The following is a 20,248-nucleotide window of genomic DNA, read 5'->3' as shown; positions in this document are numbered from 1 at the left end:
ATGATGAAGATCGACCGCATGCGGGTTTTCATGACCCGCGACAAGGACCGTCCGCGCGTGATCGTCGCGCTCGATACCGATGACGGGCTGACCGGCTGGGGCGAATGCTACAATCACGGCCCCGACAAGGCACTGCCGCCGCTGCTCGATTATCTCTACGGATTTATCTCTGGCCAGGACCCGACACGCGTCGAGTATCTCGTCAATCTGCTGATCCAGCAAAGCCGGTTCCCGCCGGGCGCGCTCGGCCTTGCCGCGATCTCGGCGCTCGACCACTGCCTGTGGGATCTTGCGGCCAAGGCGGCGAACGTCCCGGTTTACAAGCTGCTCGGCGGCGAGGTGCGCGACCGTATCAAGGTCTATGCCGGGGTCTACACCGCACCGGATGCGCCGGCGGCCCGCGACGAATTCGATCGCCTGAAGGAGGGGTGGGGGTTCACCGCCTTCAAACTCAGCCCCTGGCGGATCGACATGCATTCCAACCGATGGGGCAATGTCGTCAAAGCCTCGGCGGATTATTTCCGTTCGCTTCGCGAGACGGTCAACGACGAATACGAGATCGCTTTCGACGCCCACGCCAAGATTTTCGAGCCGGTCGCCGCGCGTCAGCTCGGTAATGCGCTGGCGCCGTATGATCCGCTGTTTTTCGAGGAGCCGCTGCGTCCGGAGAACATCGAGGCCTGGGGCGACCTGAAACAGGGGCTCAACTGCACGCTGGCGACCGGCGAGTCGCTCTACAACAGAAACGAGTTCCTGCGGCTGCTGCAGGTCAAGGGCGCCGACCTTATCCAGCCGGACATCTGCGTCGTCGGCGGCATCAGCGAAATGCGCCGCATTGCCACGCTCGCCGAAGCCTTTTTCGTCGGCGTCGCCCCGCATAACCCGATGGGGCCGCTTGCGACGGCCGTCAACGTTCATTTTTCGGCTGCGGCGCAGAATTTCCGCTTCCTCGAATACCGGCTGCCGAAGGGGCAGGCCTATGTCTATGGCGGTCTCGGAATCGAGAAGCGTGAAGGGGAAACCCGCTACGTCGTCGATCCCTATCTGCCGAAGGACGGCTATCTCGAACTGCGCCCCGACCGGCCCGGCTGGGGCGTCGAAATGGACGAGAAGGCGATGCAGGAGGAAGGTTACATCCATTGGCAGCGGCGCGTGCCGAAGCGGCCGGACGGCTCTTACGCCTTCGCCTGATGGCGACATCTATCGAATGACGAGCTGGCCGTTGCCGACGGCGCGGCCGCTCTTTATTGCCGATCCTGTGCGAGGTGGAGCCGGACAGGTGGGACGCTCGCCTGCCAATTCGTCGGCCACAGGGTGAAACCGAAAAAACCCCTGTGTTCATCATCCCTGTCGCGTTCGGTTAACACGGCTCACGGCCCGAACCTCCCAGAATCCGCGTACTTCGCCCAGTCATACCGCCGGACCGTGCTCGGCAAACCAAAGCCTATGTCTGCCGGCCGGTTCTTCGTAAGGACTGCAGGCATGGCATCGTGCCGTCAATGCGCATTGGCATGGGATCAGCCGGATGCCGCCTGCATGCCTACAGTCCCGATACCAAAGCTCAGGCGTTTCGATACTTCCGGATGATACCAAGCAAAATCATGGCTCGCTAAGCTTGCCCCTGATCGTCGCAGTGCCGGATTGGAAGCGATCATGAGCGGCAAGACATTGCCCGTTTTACGTCAGGTGCCCACGGTTCGGACACGTTCTACTGCCGTAGGAGGATACGATCCGAAGATGTCGGCGAGCGTATCGAGCATCATTCTGGCCGCTCTGGATTGAAGTGAATAGTAGATCGTCTGAGCAGCCCTTCGCGTCTGCACGAGTTCCTGTTCTCGAAGAATAGCCAAATGCTGGGACGTCGAAGATTGGCTCAATCCCACTTCGTCAGCCAGGACGGTCACGGACATTTCTCCTGCGGTCAACAGATGCAGAATGTGAAGCCGTTTGGCATTTCCCATCGCCGACAGGAAGTTTGCTTCGTTGCCGAAGGCGTCGGTTTCGGGGGAAGGTGCGGCTGACGATGGATTGTTCAAGGCGAGATCTCCTTTGGGGAACCAAAGCCGGGCACCAGGTCATATCCCCGAGCTTTAATTTAGAGATAACGCAAGGGTGCGGCGCCGAAACCCTTTGCCGGCGTCCCATCGTGTTTTTTGGCGCGAATCGGATACTGCGCACATGAAAATGGACAGCCGGCGTCCTTCGCCCCTTCAGGCGCGCGGCTAAAACTAACGCGACCCAGCCTGACGCATCTGCGCCGGCAATGTCTCCCAGGCCCGGATCAGCTCGCCGATCGAGGCGGCCTCCATCTTGTGCATGACATTGCTGCGATGCAGCTTGACCGTCACTTCACTGATACCGAGATCGAAGGCAATCTGCTTGTTGAGACGTCCGTGCGCCACCTCATGCAGAACCTCGCGTTCACGCTGCGTCAGCGTCTCCAAGCGGTCGATATTGCGCTTGGCGACCGCGGCTTGCGCTCTTCGTTCGGCATCCATCGCGATGGCCGCCGTGATGGCGTCGAGCAGCGTCTGGTCTCGCACCGGCTTGGTGAGAAAGTCCACGGCGCCGGCCTTCATTGCCTGGACGGTCATCGGGATGTCGCCATGGCCTGTCAGGAAGATGATCGGCTTGGGAATGCCGTTTTCGGCCAGATGACGCTGCAGATGGAGGCCGCTCGCCCCCGGCATGCGCACGTCGAGGATCAGACAGCCGGGACTATCCAGGATATCGGCGTCAAGCAGTTCGCGGGTTGAAGCATAACTGGCCGATTGGAAACCCGCCGACAGGATCAACTCCGACAGCGCCTCGCGAACCGATACGTCGTCATCGACGATAATGACGAGCGGCTCAACCTCTTCACATCTGCACTGCAATGATAACGGCGCCGATCTCCGCAGCAACGGCTGGTCAACTCTCATGTTACCCTCCATCTGTCGATTTATGCAAAGCATTGGCGATTGCCGCCAGCAGGGCCTGGGCATCGAAAGGCTTGCGGAAAAATCCGCCCGCGCCTTGAGCGCGGCCCTGATCCGCTATCTCGTGGCGCCCCGTGATCAGGAATACCGGCAGCTCCGGGCGTGACTTGCTCACAAGGTCACGCAGCTCGAAGCCGTCGATGCCGGGCATTCCGATATCGGTGATGAGCAGGTCGAGGTCCGACAGCCCGTTGACGAGCAGCGAGCCCGCCGACGAGAAGCCGCGGGCCACATAGCCCGCCGATTCCAGAAGGTCGCCCATCGATTCAAGCAACCTTGGATCGTCATCGACAATTGCCACGACGTGTCTTGTCTTGTTCATGTTCAATTCCCTCCCACCCGGCGCGAGTGGGTTATCGGTATTTCCAATCTCTCCGCGATCCGGACGAGATCGGCGAGCGATGCCGCCGCCATTTTCTGCATCACATTTCTTCTATGGATCTGCAGCGTGACTTCGCTGATCCCCAATTCGGCTGCCGCTTGCTTGTTGAGAAGGCCGCTGACGACGAGCGGCAGCACCTCGCGCTCTCGCGGCGTCAGGTCGAGGTAGTGTCGTCTGAGCATGTCGAGTTCGGCGCGTTCCGATCTCTTTTTCCGATCCTCGGCGATCGCCGCGTGGATTGCCGCCATGAGGTCCGCATCGCTGAAGGGTTTGGTCAGGAAGTCCACCGCGCCATGCTTGATCGCACGCACGGAGGAGGGGATGTCGCCATGTCCTGTGATGAAGACGATCGGCGGATGGTCCCTGTCAGCGATCTGGCTCTGCAGATCGAGGCCGTTGATGTCAGGCAGTTCGATATCGAGGATAAGGCAGGCAGCCACGTCAGGCTTGTCCGCTCTCACGTAATCGCAGGCCGATTCGAAGGCGATGGCGCGCATGCCGTGCGAGTCCAGCAGCTCGCCAAGCGCCTCGCGGATACGTTCATCGTCATCGACGATGAAGACGATATGGTCATCGGCTGTCATGACTCCGCCTTCGTTTCTATGGGCAAGGTAAAGATCAACGTCGCCCCGTGCGGATTGTTCTTCTCGGCCCACAATCGTCCACCATGCAGCTCGACGATCGAACGGCAGATCGCCAGACCCATGCCCATGCCACTTTCCTTCGTCGTGAAGAACGGCTCGAACATCTTCTCGGGAAACGCGATGCCCTGGCCGCGATCGCTGATTTCGGTCTGGACGGCGTTCCCCATGTGGCGCAAGCGCATCTCGATCACCCTGTCGCCGGCAATGGTGTCCATCGCCTCGATGCCGTTGCGGATGAGATTGATCAGAACCTGCTGGATCTGGACGCGATCGATGGCGATGAGCGGAAGGTTGGCATCGACCTCCACCTCCATCCGGGCGCGACGGCGCGCTGCTTCCTCGGCCATGAGGTTGCGCGCTTCGTTGACGACGCCCGAGAGCGCCGTATGAGCTCTCCTGTCTGCGGATTGTTTGAACAGGGCACGGATGCGGCTGACGACATCGGCGGCCGAGTTGGCGTCCCGGATGATGCGCTCGACCGTCCTTTGCGCCCGCTCCATGTTCGGCGGTTCGGCCAGGAGCCAGCGCTGGCAGGCATGTGAATTTGCGACGACAGCCGCCAGCGGCTGGTTCACCTCGTGGGCGATGGAGGCCGAAAGCTCGGCGAGGCTTGCCACCTGGCTCGCCCGCGCAAGGCCCTCTCGCGCCTGACGCAGATCCTCCTCCGCCCGAACCTCTCCGTCGATATCGAGGCAGATGACATTCCACTGGACGATGACGCCTTCGGCATTGCGCATCGGCGCAGCGCGCGTCTCGACCCAGCGATATTCGCCGTCGAAGCGCCGCAGACGATGCCGGCGCGCATAGGGCTCGCCGGTGGACAATGAATGGGCATAATTCTCTTTGACCCCCGCCACGTCGTCGGGATGAACGCCGGCATCGAGCGTGCCGTCCAGCCGGGTTTTCCCCGTTCCATCCAGCTCTTCGAGCTTGTATCCGAGGAAGTCGCGGAGCTGGGGGTTGCGGTATACCGGTTCCCCATCGGGTGCTGCGCAATCGATCATTGCCGGCAGCGTTTCGACGATCTGCCAGAGCGAGCGTTCTCGCTCGCGCAACTCCTCCTCGATGCGCAATTGATCGTCGATGTCATGGGTGAGACCGTACCACTGAATGATTTGCCCGCTCTCGTCCCTGAGCGGCTCGGCGCTGCCTTTGACCCAGCGATAGACGCCATCGGCGCGCCGCAGGCGATACTGCTTCGAGAAGCGCTCGCCGGTGGCGAAGGAATGCTTCAGCGCCGCGGCAAGGCTCTGCGCATCGTCGGGATGAATGGCGGCTTCGATGATGGCGGACAGCCGGTTCGTGCCGGGATTATCCGTGTTTGCAATGTCCCGCCCGAGAAAATTGATCAGCCGCTTGTTGAAGAAGGTCGGTTCGCCATCCGCGTTCAAGCGCCAGAGAAGGCTCGGCACGATGTCGACGAGCTGCGACAGCTCCCGTTCCCGCTCACGCAGGGCCTGTTGCGCACGCACCTCGTCGTCGATGTCGATCGCAGCCGCGTACCATTGCACGATCTCCCCATTTTGATCCCGCATCGGCTCTGCGCGACCTTCCATCCACCGATATACGCCATCGGCGCGGCGCCGGCGGTACCGTATGGTATAGGGCTCGCCGGTCGCAAGCGCGTGACCGAGAACCTCGCTCATCCGAGGTCCATCCTCGGGATGCACGGTTGCCCCGATGATGGCCGCCGACCGGCTGATATCAGGCTTGTCCCAGGCTGCGACGTCATTCAACCCAATGGATTGCAGGGTGCGCTTGCTGAAGAAGGTCGGCTCGCCGTTCGGCGCCATGCGGGCAATATGAACCGGGACCATGTCGACGAGCTGCGAGAGTTCGCGCTCGCGATCACGTAATGCCTCGAGGGCGCGGACCTCCTCGTCGATGTCGAGAGAAACACCGTACCATTGCACAACCGTTCCATCGTCATCGCGCCGGGGTTCCACCCTGCATTCCGCCCAGCGGTAGACATCGTCCTTTTCGCGCCAGCGAAACCGCATCGCGGTGCCGCCGCCGCTTTCGAAGCAATTCCGCAGCGTGCGCTGAACGTCCGGCGCGTCTTCGGGATGGATCAGCTGCTGCAGCAGCTCTTCGATGCGCGGCGCGCCGAGAGCGTCGAAATTGGCGATGACGGAGCGGAAATGATCCTGGTAGCGTTTGTTGAAATAGACCGATCCGCTTGTCGGCTCGACGCTCCAGACGCGAACCGGCACGGCGTCGATCATCTGCTGCAGCGCTCGCTCGCTTTGGCGCACCGCCTCTTCGGCGCGGACCTGATCGTCGATATCGTGGCAAAGGCCATACCACTGGACGATATTGCCGGTCTGATCCCGCATCGGCTCGGCACGGCTCGACATCCAGTGATAGATGCCGTCGGCGCGGCGCAGCCGATACCGCATGGCAAAGTTCTCACCGGTGGCGAGGCAATGGTTGAGCGACTCCCTGAAGCCGGCGGCATCATCGGGATGAATGACGGTCTCGATGAGCGCTTCCAGCCGGCTCATGTCAGGCCTGTCCGAATCCGCCACATCGAGACCGAGGAAATCGACCATCCGTCTGTTGAAGAAGGTCGGTTCGCCCTGGGGTGTCAGACGCCAGACGTGGCTCGGAACCATGTCGACGAGCTGCGAGAGCTCCTGCTCCCGCTCGCGCAACGTCTCCACGCTTTGCCGCAATGTGAGCACGGCCAGCTGGTGCTGCCTGGATATGGCGGCGACGATCAGCGCCGAAAACGCCGAGATGGCCAGAAAAAGCTGCAGCATGATCTGCTTGTGTTTCTGGGATTCGGGATCGCCGATAAATTGGCCGGCGCCTGTGATCGTGAAAACGGCAGTGATCAAGGCGAGGAGTGCGAGCGATATGGCCGCGCCCTTGAATTCGAAACGGACTGCGGCCCAAAGAAGAGGCGGCATGATGATGTAGGCGAAAGGCAGGTAGCCGCTGAGCGAAAGAGCGGCGACACCGAGAAAAATCATCCCAAGGACGCAGGCTTCCAGCCATTGCGCCGCCGTAAGCCGGGTCTTGTCGCGCCAGTTGTGGAAGACGGTGAGCGCCAGCGGCGCGACGATCAGGACACCGGTCGCGTCGCCGATCCACCAGAGAGGCCAGGCCGTCACGAAGGATTGCGATTGTATGCCGAACCACGCGAGCGTCGCACTTCCCACCGTCGCGCCCACGATTGGCGCAATTCCGGCCCCGAGCACGACGAATGCAAGAACCTCCTGCAATGTTTCCAGCTGGGCCGGGCGCTTCAAGGCCCGATTGACCAACCATGCCGCGACCACCGCTTCAAGAGCGTTGCCGACATAGATCAGAAAGGCCGCGGGCAGCGGACTGTAAAACCACAGCGCATTGCTGAACAGCTCGGCCAGGCAGCCCGCCAGTATCCACCACGGCCAGCTGCGCCTGGAGGCGAGGATGAGCGTCGCGATGAAAAGTCCGCCCGGAGGCCAGATGGAAATACCCGTTCCCGGCACGATCGCGAGCGACTGGGCGAAGCCGCAGGCGAGCACATAGGCGATGATGAAAAGCCCCAGATACAGGGCGCGGGGGCGGTGCGACCAGACGCTGATCATCAACCGCTCCTGTCGGGCAGACAAAGGCCGGGGATCGCCAGCATTTGACGTCGTACTCGTTTTCGATGTCGGGGCCGGCGCGTTCATGTTCGAACCGTAATCCCGCCGCACCACAGCCGCAACTCATGGAAATCCATACATTGCGCGGAGAGGTAGCGCTGCGTCCGCCCGCCGGATCTTCAGTGCGAGTGAGGCGGGAAGACCTGTTCGGTTCGCGGGTGAGCCATCCTAAACCTTGGGTCTGCTCGGCTATACCTACGGCTAGGGTCGCCACCCCCACGTATGATGGAAGGTTTTTGGCCTTCCGGTCATTGTCGATCCAATCGTTCGCGAGGATGCTGGCATGAAAATAACTGTGGTGGGAGCAAGCGGTCTCATCGGAACGCGGCTCAGCGAAAGCCTGCGCCGGTCAGGCCACGAGGTAATGGCGGCATCCTTGTCACTCGGCGTCGATACGGTGACCGGCAGGGGTCTCGAAGCGGCCATGGCTGGAACCGACATCGTCGTTGATGTGACCAACGCCGCATCCTTCGGCGACAGCGCTGCACTGGATTTCTTCAAGGCATCGACGAAGAATTTGCTTGCGGCTGCCGCTGCAGCCGGTGTCGGGCATTATCTCGCTCTTTCCGTCGTCGGCACGCCCCTGCTCGTGGAAAGCGACTATTTTCGCGCGAAAATGGTGCAGGAAAATCTTATCCGGGCGTCAAATCGCCCCTATACGCTCCTCCGCTCCACGCAGTTTTACGAGTTCATCAGCGGATTGATCGACATTGGTGCGCAAGGCGATGTCTTTCGATTGCCGCCAGCCTTGATGAGACCGGTCGCAGCCGGAGACGTCGCGGCCTTCCTGGCCGAATTGACCGTCTCGACGCCTTTGGGCGGCATCGTCGAGATCGGTGGCCCCGAACAGTTCGGTGTCGATGAAGTCGCACGGATCTATCTCGCCGCAAACGAAGACGAGCGGCAGGTGATAACGGATCCGTCCACGTCGTATTTCGGTGTCGAATTGACCGATGATGCACTGCTTCCGGGCACCGGCGCGCGGGTGGCGTCCGAGAAGCTCTCCGAATGGCTCTACCAATCGATGGCGGATTAGTTCGGCCGACCGGCGTTTCGCCGGGGGTTGCGTTGCCTAATCGCCTTTCAAAAAACCTTCATGAAAGCTCAGGGTTGAAATGGTTGCGCGCGGCTCCAAATCCCGTCGGCAGTTGTGGAAACAAGAGGGGAGGGGCGCATATCGATCGGATTGGCCAAGTCAAATCAGCTTTGGGTTTCGCACTCGCTCTTTTCTGCCTTCTCTCCTGCTCCCAGGCATTGGCAGCGCCCGCCGATATCGGCGGCCTGACGGTGAGCCTGCCCGAGCCTGCCTCCGGCTGGCGGAAGGCCGGCAAGGGCAATCTCTTCATGCTGCAGAAGGACTTTCCGGAAACCGAGGACGACAAGCGCGGCAGCGCCCTAATCCAGATCACAAAACCGCTCTTGGCTGCGCGCAACTCGCTTCCGGCCGGCATGAAGACCTTCGTCGCGACGCTGCCCGAGATAGCGAAGGAAGATACCCTGATCAAACATTACGGGGTCACCGTGAATGGCCACGACATCCGCGTGGAGGAACGCTGCTGCGTCCATCAGAACAATGTCGGCATCAGCCAGATTGTCGTCGGCATCGCCGGCGACAAGCAGCAGGCCTATCTGCAGCTCGTGCTCTTGAACCTAAACGGCGATAGAAGCAAAAGCGCCGAAGCCGATTTCGAGGCGCTCGTGCGATCGGTGAAGCTCGATCCTTCCGATAAGGATTTCGATCTTGTGCCGGCCGGCCGCGACGGCGGACTCGACGGCGTCTTCACCCATCTCGATACCGGCATCCGGCCGAATGTCTTCGGCGGCATGGATTTCTATTCCGACAGCCAGATCAGCATGTTCGACCCGAAGGGCCTGTTCAGCACGGAACTGCCGAAGGGCGGCCGGACGATCGCCGAACATTGCAAGGAAACCCCCACCGATTGCGGCCTCTACAAACTTGCCGGCGGCGGCCTCTTCTCATCTGCCCGGTCGATCGAAATGCGCAGCGTCACCTCTCCGTACGGCACGATCGAGATCGAGACGAAATCATTCGCGGAAAAGGGAAAAGACCTGGTGATTTCAGACGCAGACTATCGGGCCGTGCCGCCTTTTGACGAGGGCGCGACGCTTGACGGCGAATGGGTCTATAGCTTCGCCTCGAGCGGTATGACCGCGACCTCATCCGGATCGGTCGCCTCCAGCCATACGCTGACGCTGCACAAAAACGGCACTTTCGAACGGACCGGCTGGTCCGGCGCCTCGATGACGAATGATATCGACGGATCGCAATCCGGCGTCACCACGTCAGGCAGCCGGCCGGGCGCCAGCGGCCGTTACACGCTTTCCGGCTACCGTCTCGACCTGACCGATCAGAGCGGCAAGACGGAAAGCATGAGCATATTCGAACCCGACAAAAGCTCCGACGGGCTCCTGGTGATCAACGGAAACAACTACCTGAGAGATGACGGAGAATAGTCAGGTCGAGGCCTTTCCGGCCCGCCGGCGGCGTCGCAAAAAATTCAATGAATTTCATGTGCATAACGAAGGCATAGGCCTTGCTCGCCAGCGCTTCGGGCGGGCGCGAATCACCCGGCGATCGGACCTGGAAACCGCCGGCTTGCCGCGCTCGTTTCGCCTCCCTCGACCTGCCTTTTGGTTAAGCATTTGTAATTCGGTCACGAATCGCGGCATATAGTAACTGCGCAACTGAAGCGCTTTCGTTCAAAATTGCGCAGTTATTTGGGAAAAAGATCATGCAGCCGAGTCTTGCTCTTCAAGACGATCAAGAGCATCTCCCGTCGCTTCTGGCAACGGATGCGAAGGAGTTGTCCTATCAGCTTCAGCAGCATCAGGCAAAAATCTTCCCCCCGCTGTCGCAAAAGACGATCAGAACATTTTCGCCGGCGGAAGCTGCAGCCTTCATCGGCATCGGCGAAGGTTATCTCCGCCAGGTGGCCGCCGACGGCCATGGGCCCGATCCGCTGGCCAACGGACGGCGGCTTTACAGTGCCACGGATATGGACCGGATTCGCCGGGTCCTCGACGAGCGAAACGGGACGCCGAAATATGTGCCGGCCCGCAGGCCGGGGGAAAAGCTCCAGATCGTCTCCGTCATGAATTTCAAGGGCGGCTCGGGCAAGACCACCACCGCGGCCCATCTGGCGCAGTTCATGGCGCTGAGAGGCTACCGCGTGCTCGCCGTCGACCTCGATCCGCAGGCCTCCCTGTCGGCCTTGTTCGGCCATCAGCCGGAATTCGACGTTGGCGAGGGCGAGACGATCTACGGCGCGATCCGATATGAGGATCCGCGCCCCATCGCCGATATCGTGCGCGCCACCTATACACCCAATCTGCATCTCATTCCGGGCAATCTCGAGCTGATGGAGTTCGAGCACGAGACACCGAAAGCGATGGCGTCGGGCACGGCGGAGACGATGTTCTTTGCTCGCATCGGCGAGGTGCTGACGGAGATCGAAAGCCTTTACGACGTCGTCGTCATCGACTGCCCGCCGCAGCTGGGTTTCCTGACGATGTCGGCGCTCTGTGCGGCGACCTCGGTCCTGATCACGGTTCACCCGCAGATGCTTGACGTCATGTCGATGTCGCAGTTCCTGACGATGACCAGCGAGCTGATGTCGGTCGTCGAGAAGGCCGGCGGTCGCACCAGCTATGACTGGATGCGTTATCTCGTGACCCGGTTCGAGCCGAACGACGGGCCGCAGAGCCAGATGACCGGCTTCATGCGGGCGATCTTCGGCAATCGCATGCTGCACAATGCCATGGTGAAATCGACGGCGGTCGCCGACGCCGGCGTCACCAAACAGACCCTCTACGAGGTCGAGCGGTCGCAGTTCACACGCGGAACCTATGACCGGGCTCTCGAGTCCCTCAACCTGGTGAATAGCGAGATCGAAGCGCATATTCGTTCGACGTGGGGAAGGAAATAATCGATGGCGCGGAAGAACCTCATCGAAATCTCCGCTCCGAGCCCGGCAAGGGTGGAAACAGTCGCACCGCGCGACAATCGTCCGATCGCCGGATTCGTGCCGCAGGAGCGCAGTGCCGCACCGGTCGGCGGCATTACCAAGACGCTTGGCAACATTACCGAGAAAATGGAGCGGGCGAGTGAACTGGAACGGCAGCTCGCCGCCGGCCAGACCATCGTCGAGCTCGATCCGGGCCTGATCGACGCTTCCTTCGTCAGCGATCGATTGGCGATCGACGCGGCCGAACTTGCACAGCTTGTCGAGCAGATCCGCGAGCATGGGCAGCAGGTTCCGATCCTCGTCCGTCCGCATCCCGAAACCAGGGGACGCTATCAGGTTGCCTATGGTCATCGTCGCCTGGCGGCCACGAGAGAGATCGGCATCAGGGTGCGTGCGGTCGTCCGCGATCTCACCGACGGTCAGTTGGTCGTCAGCCAGGGGCAGGAAAACAGCGCCCGAACCAATCTTTCCTATATCGAGCGTGCGCTCTTCGCATCGAGGCTCGAAGAACGCAGCTTCGGCCGCGATGTCATCATGGCTGCCCTCGGCGTCGATAAGGCGGCGCTGTCGAGAATGCTGATCGTCATACGACAGGTCCCCCTTGATCTCATCAACGCCATCGGTGCGGCGCCCGATATCGGCCGCCGGCGGTGGTTGGAACTGGGCGAGCGGCTGGACGGCACCGATATCGAGAAAATCATCGCCGAGTTGTCCGCGGACGACGCGCGCAAAATATCGAGCGACGAGCGGTTTCAGCGGGCACTCGTTCTGGCAACGAAGAATACGGCGGCGCCGAAGCCGGCGATAGAGAAAACCGAGGTCAGCGGCGTGCCTGTCATGATCAAGAAGACAGCATCCGGTGCAACTTTCGTGTTCGACGGCAAGAGCGCACCCGGTTTCGATCAATTCGTCCAGGAAAGGCTGAAGGGCCTGTTCCAGGAGTTCAACAAGGACAGAGGAGCGTAGCGCGCAAAAGAAAAAGGCCCCCAACGACGCCGTCGTGGAAGCCCTTCTCAGATCTTAAGCACATCGAGAATCGCATTTCCACGAATCACAGTCAAGCGTCTTCGGCACCAAATTGGTGGATGGTTTTCTTTTGCCTGAACGAAGGTGAAGGCAAATGGAGAGTGGATATGTGACGACGCCCTTTGGGCGGCGGCCGATGTCACTTGGCATGCTGGCAAGCCAGCAACTGGCCGAGACGATCGAGCCGGGAATGAAGCGCAGCAAGTGGAAACTGTTCAGGGCGATCTGCGAAGCGCGGCCGGCGCTCGGCGTGACCGATCGGGCGCTGACGGTGCTCGACGCGCTACTGACCTTCTACCCCGATGACGAGATTTCCGAAGAGAATGGCCTCATCGTCTTCCCGTCGAACGCGCAGCTTTCGCTTCGCGCCCGCGGCATGACGCCGGCCACCCTCCGGCGGCATCTCGCCGTGCTGGTCGAAGCCGGCCTGATCCTGCGCAGGGACAGCCCGAATGGCAAGCGCTATGCCCGCCGCGACAGGGCAGGGGCCATCGGCGAGGCCTTCGGCTTCAGTATTGCGCCGCTGCTGGCGCGCGCGGTTGAAATTGAAAGCCTGGCCGCCCAGGCAGTTGCCGACCGGGAATTGCTCAGGATGACCAGGGAACGCCTGACGGTGTGCCGGCGCGATATATCCAAGCTGATCGCGGCAGCCCTCGAAGAGGAGGTGTCGGGGGATTGGGAAGCCATTTCGGCGATGTTTCGAACGCTCGTTGCCCGGATTCCGCGCGTTGCGAGCACCGAAGCGCTGACGCCGCTGCTCGACGAGATGGGACGGCTGCGCGATGAGATCGTCAACGTATTGGAAAGTCGGGTAAAATCACAAAAAATAGACGCCAATGAGTCTCAGATTGAGCGTCACAAACAGAATTCAAACCCCGACTCCACTTATGAACTTGAACCAAGCTTCGAACCGAAGCAGGGCGAAAGGGCAGCGGTCGATATTGAGCCGAACGCCGGGGCGCTGGACGAGCGAAGATTGAAACAGCCGAAGCCTTCCGGCAGGATGAGCAACAAGGCGGGGGGCGCGGCCGATCCAGGGGCCGGGAATAGCCTGAAATCCTTCCCGCTCGGCCTCGTCCTCCAGGCCTGCCCTCAAATTCTCGACTACGGCCCGGGTGGAATGATCGGCAACTGGCGAGATCTGATGTCGGCTGCCGTGATCGTGCGCTCGATGCTCGGCGTCAGTCCCTCGGCCTATGAGGAAGCCTGCTCGGGCATGGGGCCGGAAAACGCCGCGACGGTGATCGGCTGCATCCTGGAAAGGGGCGGGCATATCAATTCGCCAGGCGGCTATCTCAGAGATCTGACCCGAAGGACCGAAAGGGGCGAGTTTGCGATCGGCCCGATGCTGATGGCGCTCGTGCGGGCAAACGGACCGACAGCAAGGCATGCCGGTTGATCGTAAGGAAGCTGCGACTACGACAATGATCCGGAACGCTGACAATGTCCCGGAGCCTCATGTTTCTCATTGATTTTACTCATTCCGCTTTAGCTGTCCGTACCGAAAACATGGTTTTCGCACTTATATCGATGGCCCTCCTTTTGAATTAAGCGGCAACAGGGCAAAGAAAAACCCGCCGGTAAGGGCGGGTTTGGTTGGCACTCCCTTCGATGGAAGGACCCGGCTCTGCTGCGGCGACACTCGAAAGGACGCCGGCCGGACGATCCGCGCTTTGACTGTCGACTACAACGTGCGCGTTCGCCCGAACGAACGCAGAAGAAGATTAAGAGAGACCGCGACTTTATCGATGTCGCGAATGTCCTGCGAATATTGACCAGTGTAGAGTTTCACAATCATGCTGTCGCGAGCAGAGCCACTGAGTTCGAAATGCAGGTGAAGGTAGTAAGATTGCTTGTCACCGCCGCGACTTATGCTCCTGCGTCGTTGGGTGACCTGTCTGAGCTCTGATTTGAACGGAGCAAAGCCGGGCAGTTTAAGCACGACGGATTTGGATTGAAATAGGGACATGGTGGGGACCGCGACGACCGCCTTGTCCAGTGCCAAACTTACGATTTGGCCAGGGACATCGTCAACTACAGTGGGTTCATCTAGCTTGAACGCATGAAACAGGCGCCGGGGTTTCTCAAAGCAGATGAGTGACGCGATAAGCAGGACGACGATATTGATACCTGACCACCAGGCCGCGACCGGCGAAAACTGGCCTTGTACATGCGACGTTTCCGGTACGAGGTTGACCAGCAGACCAAGGACGGTGATCACGATCATGCCTGCGATCCAGGCGAAGCTGTAGCGGTCGAACTGGTTCGACTCGTTTCCACTGCCCTTTGGCGTCACCCTGAACGGCTTGCCAAATGGTCGCACCAGGCTGGAGACCACGGTAGGCAACATGCGAAATGTCGCAAAGGTCCCGACGGCGCTTGATATCACAGGCAGATAGCGCGTCGGGGTGATCCACAGCATAAGCAGAAAATACGCCGCCAGCAGCGGCACCTGATGAGCCACATAATCGGCTACATCAGTGAAGTAAAGCGGGATCAGGCCGAGCCAGAGATAGACGATGGGGACGAGCAATATCATGAAGCGGACCAGATACTGCACGAGCCAGGACGCTGGCAGGAACATGATCCGTTGAAACAGCGTCAATCCGGGGCCGCGCAGCGGGCCGTTATACAGGTAAAGGGTTTGAATACCTCCCTGACACCACCGTTCGCGCTGGACAAAATAACCGGTCAGGTTTTCGGCGGCCAGTCCCATCGATAGCCGCTCGTTCAAGTAGCGGGTCTTGTAGCCTTTGTTGAGCATCGAAAGAGTTGTCAGCAGGTCTTCTGTGATCGACTCTGTCGGAAACCCGCCTATTTCGTCAATGGCCTTGCGCCGGGCAATCGAGCATGACCCGCAGCAGAAACTGACGTCCCAGGCGTCTCGGCTGGGCGCGATCTCGTCGAAGAACAAGCGCTGCTCGTCCGGCCAGATATTCTCCAGGCCCAGATTTGATTGCACCGGATCGACATTGAAGAAATGTTGAGGTGTCTGGACGATGCCGATGCTTTCGTCGCTAAAGAAGGGCAGCGTTCGGCGAAGAAAATGTCGATAGGGAACAAAATCGGCGTCGAAGACCGCAATAAACTCGCCCGAGCTGACCTTCAGCCCATTGTTCATATTGCCCGCTTTGGCGTGCTTGTTGTCGCCGCGCGTCACGTGGATGGCGTTTTTCTCTTCGCAATAGGCCTTCAGCCAGTCTCGGCGTTGATCGTCAAGCACATACACATTCAATTTGTCGGAAGGATAATCCAGCGAGAGGGCGCCGATGATGGTTCGCTCGAGCACGTCGAGCGGCTCATTATAGGTGGGAATGAAAACATCGACAGTCGGAAGGTCACGCTGTTCTCGCGCAAAGAAAACGCGAGCCAGCCTGTCCGCTTCTGCGCTCCGGTCGACGTAGCGGCTCATCAATACCAAAAAAAGGATGACTTCGACGCAGGCCAGAATCTCGACGACGAAGAGGATCCAGACCCAATAGAAACTCGCACCGTCGTTGGGATAGGGAAGCACTGTCTCCGTTAAGCGCCAAAACATGTATCGCAATGCGACTGCTGCGACAAACGCGCAGGTTACCGCCCGTGCCCAGGTGTGACGGCGCGACCAATTGAACGGGCCTAGGAAAAAGAAGGCCAAAACGAGAAAGGTCGGCACCAGTGCTACAAGATACTGAACCACAGGCTTTTGACCCAATTGGACACATCGATGCCGTGCTTGGAAAACCGTACCTGCACTGTGCGCCCCACTTGGCAGGAGTTCGCAAAGTCGTCATTCATGAAGGATGGTTCAAGGCGAACCCGAATGCGGGCATTGCGCTGGGTCGACGGCGGCAAACTGGCGGCAAAGGAATCGGACTCGACCGAAGCTGAACTGCCTCTGACAGCGATAACCGTGCCCTTGAAGACATCGCTGCGGCCGAACAAGCGCACCTGCGCGACAAGTCCCGGATAGATCTCGTCATAATTGACCTCGGGAACAAGGATATCCACAAACAGCTCGCGACAGTCGAGAAGGCGCATCAGCTCGTCGTTCAGCACGACGTTGGAACCGCTGACGATACTCCTCGTCCAAACAACGCCGTCGAACGGCGCTATCGCGGTTGCGGATTCAAGGCTGCTGACACGGTTTGCCTCTTTGACCAGCTGCTTTTGAACTTCGGTGGCTCGTGTCCCATTTTCCGCTATGCGCGAGTTCAAGTCGTTGATGCGAACGACGACCTCATCCTCGCGCTGTCGCGAATAAGGCACGTCATTCTGTCCGTCGCCGAAGACAAAGATACCCTGACGGACCGCATTGAGCCTTTGTTGCAATTGATCGACAGTCAGATTGCTGATTTCGACCTCACCGCCGGTCGCAGCGCCCGCGGCACGCGCGGCCTCGACCAGCTTTTGCGTAAGAATGCCTTTTGACTCGAGCTGCATCCGGCGGCTCAAGTCGACCTGCGCGACCAGATCCTGCGCTTGCGACACCTCGACTTTCTTCCGCAGGATTTCGACTTCGCGTTCGAGATTGGCAATGGTGGTCTGCTTGTAGACTTCCAATCTGGCAGATAATTCTTCGCGAAGCGCGGAAAGCTCCTCCCGTTCCTTTTTAAGTGCCGCCACTCGGTCGAGCGCCGTGTTGCGATCTGCCTCGAGCGAAGCGAGGATTGCGCGATTGACGCGCGTATTTCTGATTTCTGCCAGCGATTGTCCCGCTTTGACCGGGCTGCCGACCTTGAGGGGTTCTTCCGCAATCGTGCCGTCGATTGGGGCATTAACGACCGCAAACCGCGCATTGACCGTGCCATCAAGGCTCGTAAAGCCGGTAATCGTCGGCAATGAGACGACAGTCACGATTGCCAGCAGCAGCAGGCCGACAACGATGCGTGTGATGCGATGGTTCCAGATCATGTTGACATCCGAAGGTGTCGCTTCCGCAGCCATCCGTCCCTGTCGAGCGGGCACAACGGGTGCAACTAATTCTTGCATAATTTAGCGCATTGAAAATTAGCAGACAAGTGATGGTCGTATGGGTTCAGCAGAAACAGGTCAGCCCTGGACGAAGCGCCGCATTGAAAGTCTACAGCGCCTGATCGATCGGGGGTTTGTTCCGGCCAACAGAGTGTATGCGCTGCAGCGGAGGCTGCTAACTCCTCGGAGCGATTGGAACCTTTTGCGGTAGAACACGCAGCATCGCCCGGCTATAAAGTTCAAGCCACGTTGGCCTTTTGGCGGTAACCGATGCCTAATCCTCCCGAATCCTCAAGCGAAAGCGTTGGCAACTCGAGTACGGGTCGCAACCAGCCAGCAGAATCGGCAACGCAAGTGACCGCCTCGGATTCGCCGGGAACCACTCAGGCCGACAGCCCGCAACTCCGCCACGGACCCTTCGTTCAAACTCGACAGGCCGCGAGCAGTCTATTACGTGCGCTGCGCCACGATTTGCAGGCAAGTTCTGTTTTGGCAAAGACCAAAACGACGGCTTCGTTTTTGAGAACGAAGCTAAGGAGGTTGATGCGGCTGGAAACCACATCAGCCCTCACCAAATGGATGAGGACTGCTCTGGTAAAAGTCGGGCGCGGCATTCGCGATTGGCGTACCAAGCCGCGCGAAAGCCGCCGGCGCCGATCAATTCCGGCGAGCCGGTGGAAATTCGCTATGGGGTCGGCCTTGCTTGTGTGCCTCCTCATATGCAGCGTGCTGGTGTGGGCACTGAAAGACGTGCCCTGGAGCGAGATCCGCGACGGAACGTTGAAGCCTATCGTAGTTCTGGAAACCGCTGACGGTGCGCCGCTGGTAAGGCAGGGACCTTATCAAGGGCCATATGCGCAATACGACCAATTCCCGCCTCGTCTGATCGATGCCGTCCTTTCGATTGAGGACCGCCGGTTCATGGATCATTTCGGCGTCGATCCAAGAGGGATCGGGAGGGCGTTTCTCCGGAATTTGGAGGCTGGCTCGGTGGTGGAAGGGGGCAGCACGATCACCCAGCAACTCATCAAGCTGCAATACCTCGACAGCGATCGAACGATAAAGCGCAAGATCCAGGAGGTTGTGATCGCAGTCTGGCTGGAGTGGAAGCTCGGCAAACGGGAAATCCTGACGCGCTATCTCAACAGCGTCTATCTTGGTGCGGGCGCTACCGGCATGCCTGCCGCCGCGCGAATCTATTTCAACAAGGATATCGGCGCCCTTAACCTGCCCGAGTCGGCGATGCTGGCGGGATTGCTGCGGGCGCCGAGTCAATGGAATCCCATCGATAATTTCGAAGGCGCCCGGCAGCGCACCACAGTCGTTCTCGACGCGATGGCGACCAATAAAAAGATCACCGGGCCAGAGGCGGCGGAGGCCAAGGCGAGCTTTGCCAAGCTGCATCCAACGACGCCGACGCCGCGCTCGGGAAGCTGGTTTGCTGACTGGATTTCGCCGCAAGCGAGCGAAATCGCCGGCTCCTCGCCAGGGTCGACGACGGTGCGAACCACGATGGTGCCGCAATTGCAGCAAATCGCCGAAAGGGTCGTGAAAGGAGCCTTGGACGGTGAAGGAAAGACAGTCGGAGCATCACAGGCCGCGTTGGTTGCGATGACGCCCGATGGCGCGGTCGTCGCGATGGTTGGCGGGCGCGACTACAAGGCAAGCCAGTTCAACCGCGCCGTCGCAGCGATGCGCCAGCCGGGTTCCACCTTCAAGCTATTCGTCTATTACGCAGCATTGAAGGCCGGGTTCACCTTGTCTGACCAGGTTCTGGACGCGCCAATTGACATCGATGGCTGGTCGCCGGAAAATTCCGGCGGCAACTATCGCGGTTGGGTAACGCTTGCCGAGGCGTTTGCGCGATCGCTCAATGCCGCGTCAGTGGCGCTTGCCCAAGAAGTCGGTCTGGACAATGTGATTGCCGCAGCGCGCGAACTCGGCATCGATGCGCCACTGGCCGACACGCCGTCTTTGGCGCTCGGCACATCTGAGGTAAATCTGCTTAATCTCACCAGCGCCTATGCGTCCGTCCAACTCGGTAGGGCACCTGTCAAGCCCTGGGGCATCATCGACTTTCAAGCGGCAGGGCAGCCCAAGACGTTTCGAGTTGGCGCACAATCAAAACCGAACGTCGATCTTTCGCCCTATCAGTCCGATCTCCTCGGCCTCCTGCAGTTGGTGGTCGAGCGCGGTACTGGACGTGGAGCGGATCCCGGCACGTTCGCGGCCGGCAAGACCGGCACCAGCCAGAACAATCGTGATGCCTGGTTCGTCGGCTTCACGGAATCGCTGGTCGTCGGTGTCTGGGTTGGCAATGATGACGACGCGCCGATGAAGGGGGTGACGGGCGGCGCCCTGCCAGCGCATATTTGGCGGGATTTCATGCGTCAGGCGACGGCCGAACCTACGTTGAATGGAGTGCGATCGACGGAAGCGGCAAGCGATGGTCAAGGCGCTCCGCAGTCCTGTAACATCACCGCCTGCTCGCGCAGTTACCGCTCCTTCCGGCCGTCCGATTGTACCTATCAGCCCTATTCCGGCGGCCGACGGCTCTGCGAAAAGTGACTCGGGGCGGACGAGGTGGTCTGCAATCATCTCTTTACAGCTAACATGTCAGTCTGCTACATCTAATTCCAACAAT

At 59.9% G+C, this 20,248-nt stretch carries 14 protein-coding genes; 7 read left to right on the top strand and 7 right to left on the bottom strand.

The window, feature by feature from the left end; all coding sequences use genetic code 11:
• The first annotated feature begins 3 nt into the window (after window positions 1–3).
• Window positions 4–1,191, top strand: coding sequence for a galactarate dehydratase (locus tag CO667_RS12100; protein WP_097618781.1), 1,188 nt, complete (start codon window positions 4–6; stop codon window positions 1,189–1,191).
• Between the two features lie 491 nt (window positions 1,192–1,682).
• Here the strand turns inward: CO667_RS12100 and CO667_RS12095 are convergent, their stop codons facing one another.
• The 5 genes from CO667_RS12095 to CO667_RS12075 form a co-directional block, all read right to left on the bottom strand.
• Window positions 1,683–2,036 carry a metalloregulator ArsR/SmtB family transcription factor gene (locus CO667_RS12095; protein ID WP_097618598.1) on the bottom strand — a complete coding sequence of 118 codons (354 nt, stop codon included), beginning with the start codon at window positions 2,034–2,036 and terminating at the stop codon, window positions 1,683–1,685.
• Between the two features lie 192 nt (window positions 2,037–2,228).
• Window positions 2,229–2,921: a response regulator transcription factor gene (locus CO667_RS12090; protein ID WP_097618597.1), complete on the bottom strand. Its 693-nt coding sequence runs from the start codon at window positions 2,919–2,921 to the stop codon at window positions 2,229–2,231.
• A gap of 1 nt (window position 2,922) precedes the next feature.
• Window positions 2,923–3,300, bottom strand: a complete 378-nt coding sequence (locus CO667_RS12085) for a response regulator (protein ID WP_097618596.1) — start codon at window positions 3,298–3,300, stop codon at window positions 2,923–2,925.
• 2 nt (window positions 3,301–3,302) lie between these two features.
• Window positions 3,303–3,944 (bottom strand): response regulator, encoded by a 642-nt coding sequence (locus CO667_RS12080; protein ID WP_097618595.1) that lies wholly within the window; start codon window positions 3,942–3,944, stop codon window positions 3,303–3,305.
• Entirely contained in the window at window positions 3,941–7,579 is a 3,639-nt protein-coding gene (locus CO667_RS12075) for a PAS domain-containing protein (protein WP_097618594.1), read from the bottom strand. Before CO667_RS12075 ends, CO667_RS12080 begins: the two co-directional genes overlap by 4 nt.
• A gap of 343 nt (window positions 7,580–7,922) precedes the next feature.
• Between CO667_RS12075 and CO667_RS12070 the strand changes: the two genes are divergently transcribed.
• From CO667_RS12070 to repC, 5 genes are all read left to right on the top strand, one after another.
• The gene (locus CO667_RS12070; protein ID WP_097618593.1) at window positions 7,923–8,675 is read left to right on the top strand and encodes an NAD(P)H-binding protein; all 753 of its coding nucleotides are present in this window, start codon (window positions 7,923–7,925) and stop codon (window positions 8,673–8,675) included.
• A gap of 170 nt (window positions 8,676–8,845) precedes the next feature.
• The gene (locus tag CO667_RS12065; RefSeq protein WP_245433127.1) at window positions 8,846–10,114 is read left to right on the top strand and encodes a hypothetical protein; all 1,269 of its coding nucleotides are present in this window, start codon (window positions 8,846–8,848) and stop codon (window positions 10,112–10,114) included.
• 278 nt (window positions 10,115–10,392) lie between these two features.
• Window positions 10,393–11,586, top strand: coding sequence for a plasmid partitioning protein RepA (gene repA / locus CO667_RS12060; RefSeq protein WP_097618592.1), 1,194 nt, complete (start codon window positions 10,393–10,395; stop codon window positions 11,584–11,586).
• Window positions 11,587–11,589: 3 nt separating this feature from the next.
• The gene (gene repB / locus CO667_RS12055) at window positions 11,590–12,591 is read left to right on the top strand and encodes a plasmid partitioning protein RepB (protein ID WP_097618591.1); all 1,002 of its coding nucleotides are present in this window, start codon (window positions 11,590–11,592) and stop codon (window positions 12,589–12,591) included.
• Window positions 12,592–12,745: 154 nt separating this feature from the next.
• Window positions 12,746–14,050, top strand: a complete 1,305-nt coding sequence (repC, locus tag CO667_RS12050; protein ID WP_097618590.1) for a plasmid replication protein RepC — start codon at window positions 12,746–12,748, stop codon at window positions 14,048–14,050.
• Window positions 14,051–14,335: 285 nt separating this feature from the next.
• Here repC and CO667_RS12045 read toward each other — a convergent pair whose 3' ends face one another.
• Entirely contained in the window at window positions 14,336–16,330 is a 1,995-nt protein-coding gene (locus CO667_RS12045; protein WP_097618589.1) for a glycosyltransferase, read from the bottom strand.
• Window positions 16,312–17,544, bottom strand: a complete 1,233-nt coding sequence (locus CO667_RS12040; RefSeq protein ID WP_097618588.1) for an HlyD family efflux transporter periplasmic adaptor subunit — start codon at window positions 17,542–17,544, stop codon at window positions 16,312–16,314. The genes CO667_RS12045 and CO667_RS12040 overlap by 19 nt, the downstream gene beginning before the upstream one ends.
• 330 nt (window positions 17,545–17,874) lie before the next feature.
• Between CO667_RS12040 and CO667_RS12035 the strand changes: the two genes are divergently transcribed.
• Window positions 17,875–20,172 carry a PBP1A family penicillin-binding protein gene (locus CO667_RS12035; RefSeq protein ID WP_097618587.1) on the top strand — a complete coding sequence of 766 codons (2,298 nt, stop codon included), beginning with the start codon at window positions 17,875–17,877 and terminating at the stop codon, window positions 20,170–20,172.
• The last annotated feature ends 76 nt before the right edge of the window (window positions 20,173–20,248 follow it).

Origin of the sequence: Rhizobium sp. L43, from assembly GCF_002531725.1 — a bacterium.
GTDB lineage: Bacteria > Pseudomonadota > Alphaproteobacteria > Rhizobiales > Rhizobiaceae > Rhizobium.
The sequence above is the reverse complement of the archived record's forward strand: the minus strand, read 5'-3'. Positions and strand labels throughout refer to the sequence as shown.

Excerpts from the sequence above, each read along its gene's own strand:
- CO667_RS12100 (WP_097618781.1), top strand. The coding sequence starts at position 4 with ATGAAGATCGACCGCATGCGGGTTTTCATGACCCGCGACAAGGACCGT.
- CO667_RS12090 (WP_097618597.1), bottom strand. The coding sequence starts at position 2,921 with ATGAGAGTTGACCAGCCGTTGCTGCGGAGATCGGCGCCGTTATCATTG.
- CO667_RS12085 (WP_097618596.1), bottom strand. The coding sequence starts at position 3,300 with ATGAACAAGACAAGACACGTCGTGGCAATTGTCGATGACGATCCAAGG.
- CO667_RS12080 (WP_097618595.1), bottom strand. The coding sequence starts at position 3,944 with ATGACAGCCGATGACCATATCGTCTTCATCGTCGATGACGATGAACGT.
- CO667_RS12075 (WP_097618594.1), bottom strand. The coding sequence starts at position 7,579 with ATGATCAGCGTCTGGTCGCACCGCCCCCGCGCCCTGTATCTGGGGCTT.
- CO667_RS12070 (WP_097618593.1), top strand. The coding sequence starts at position 7,923 with ATGAAAATAACTGTGGTGGGAGCAAGCGGTCTCATCGGAACGCGGCTC.
- repA (WP_097618592.1), top strand. The coding sequence starts at position 10,393 with ATGCAGCCGAGTCTTGCTCTTCAAGACGATCAAGAGCATCTCCCGTCG.
- repB (WP_097618591.1), top strand. The coding sequence starts at position 11,590 with ATGGCGCGGAAGAACCTCATCGAAATCTCCGCTCCGAGCCCGGCAAGG.
- repC (WP_097618590.1), top strand. The coding sequence starts at position 12,746 with ATGGAGAGTGGATATGTGACGACGCCCTTTGGGCGGCGGCCGATGTCA.
- CO667_RS12040 (WP_097618588.1), bottom strand. The coding sequence starts at position 17,544 with ATGATCTGGAACCATCGCATCACACGCATCGTTGTCGGCCTGCTGCTG.
- CO667_RS12035 (WP_097618587.1), top strand. The coding sequence starts at position 17,875 with ATGCCTAATCCTCCCGAATCCTCAAGCGAAAGCGTTGGCAACTCGAGT.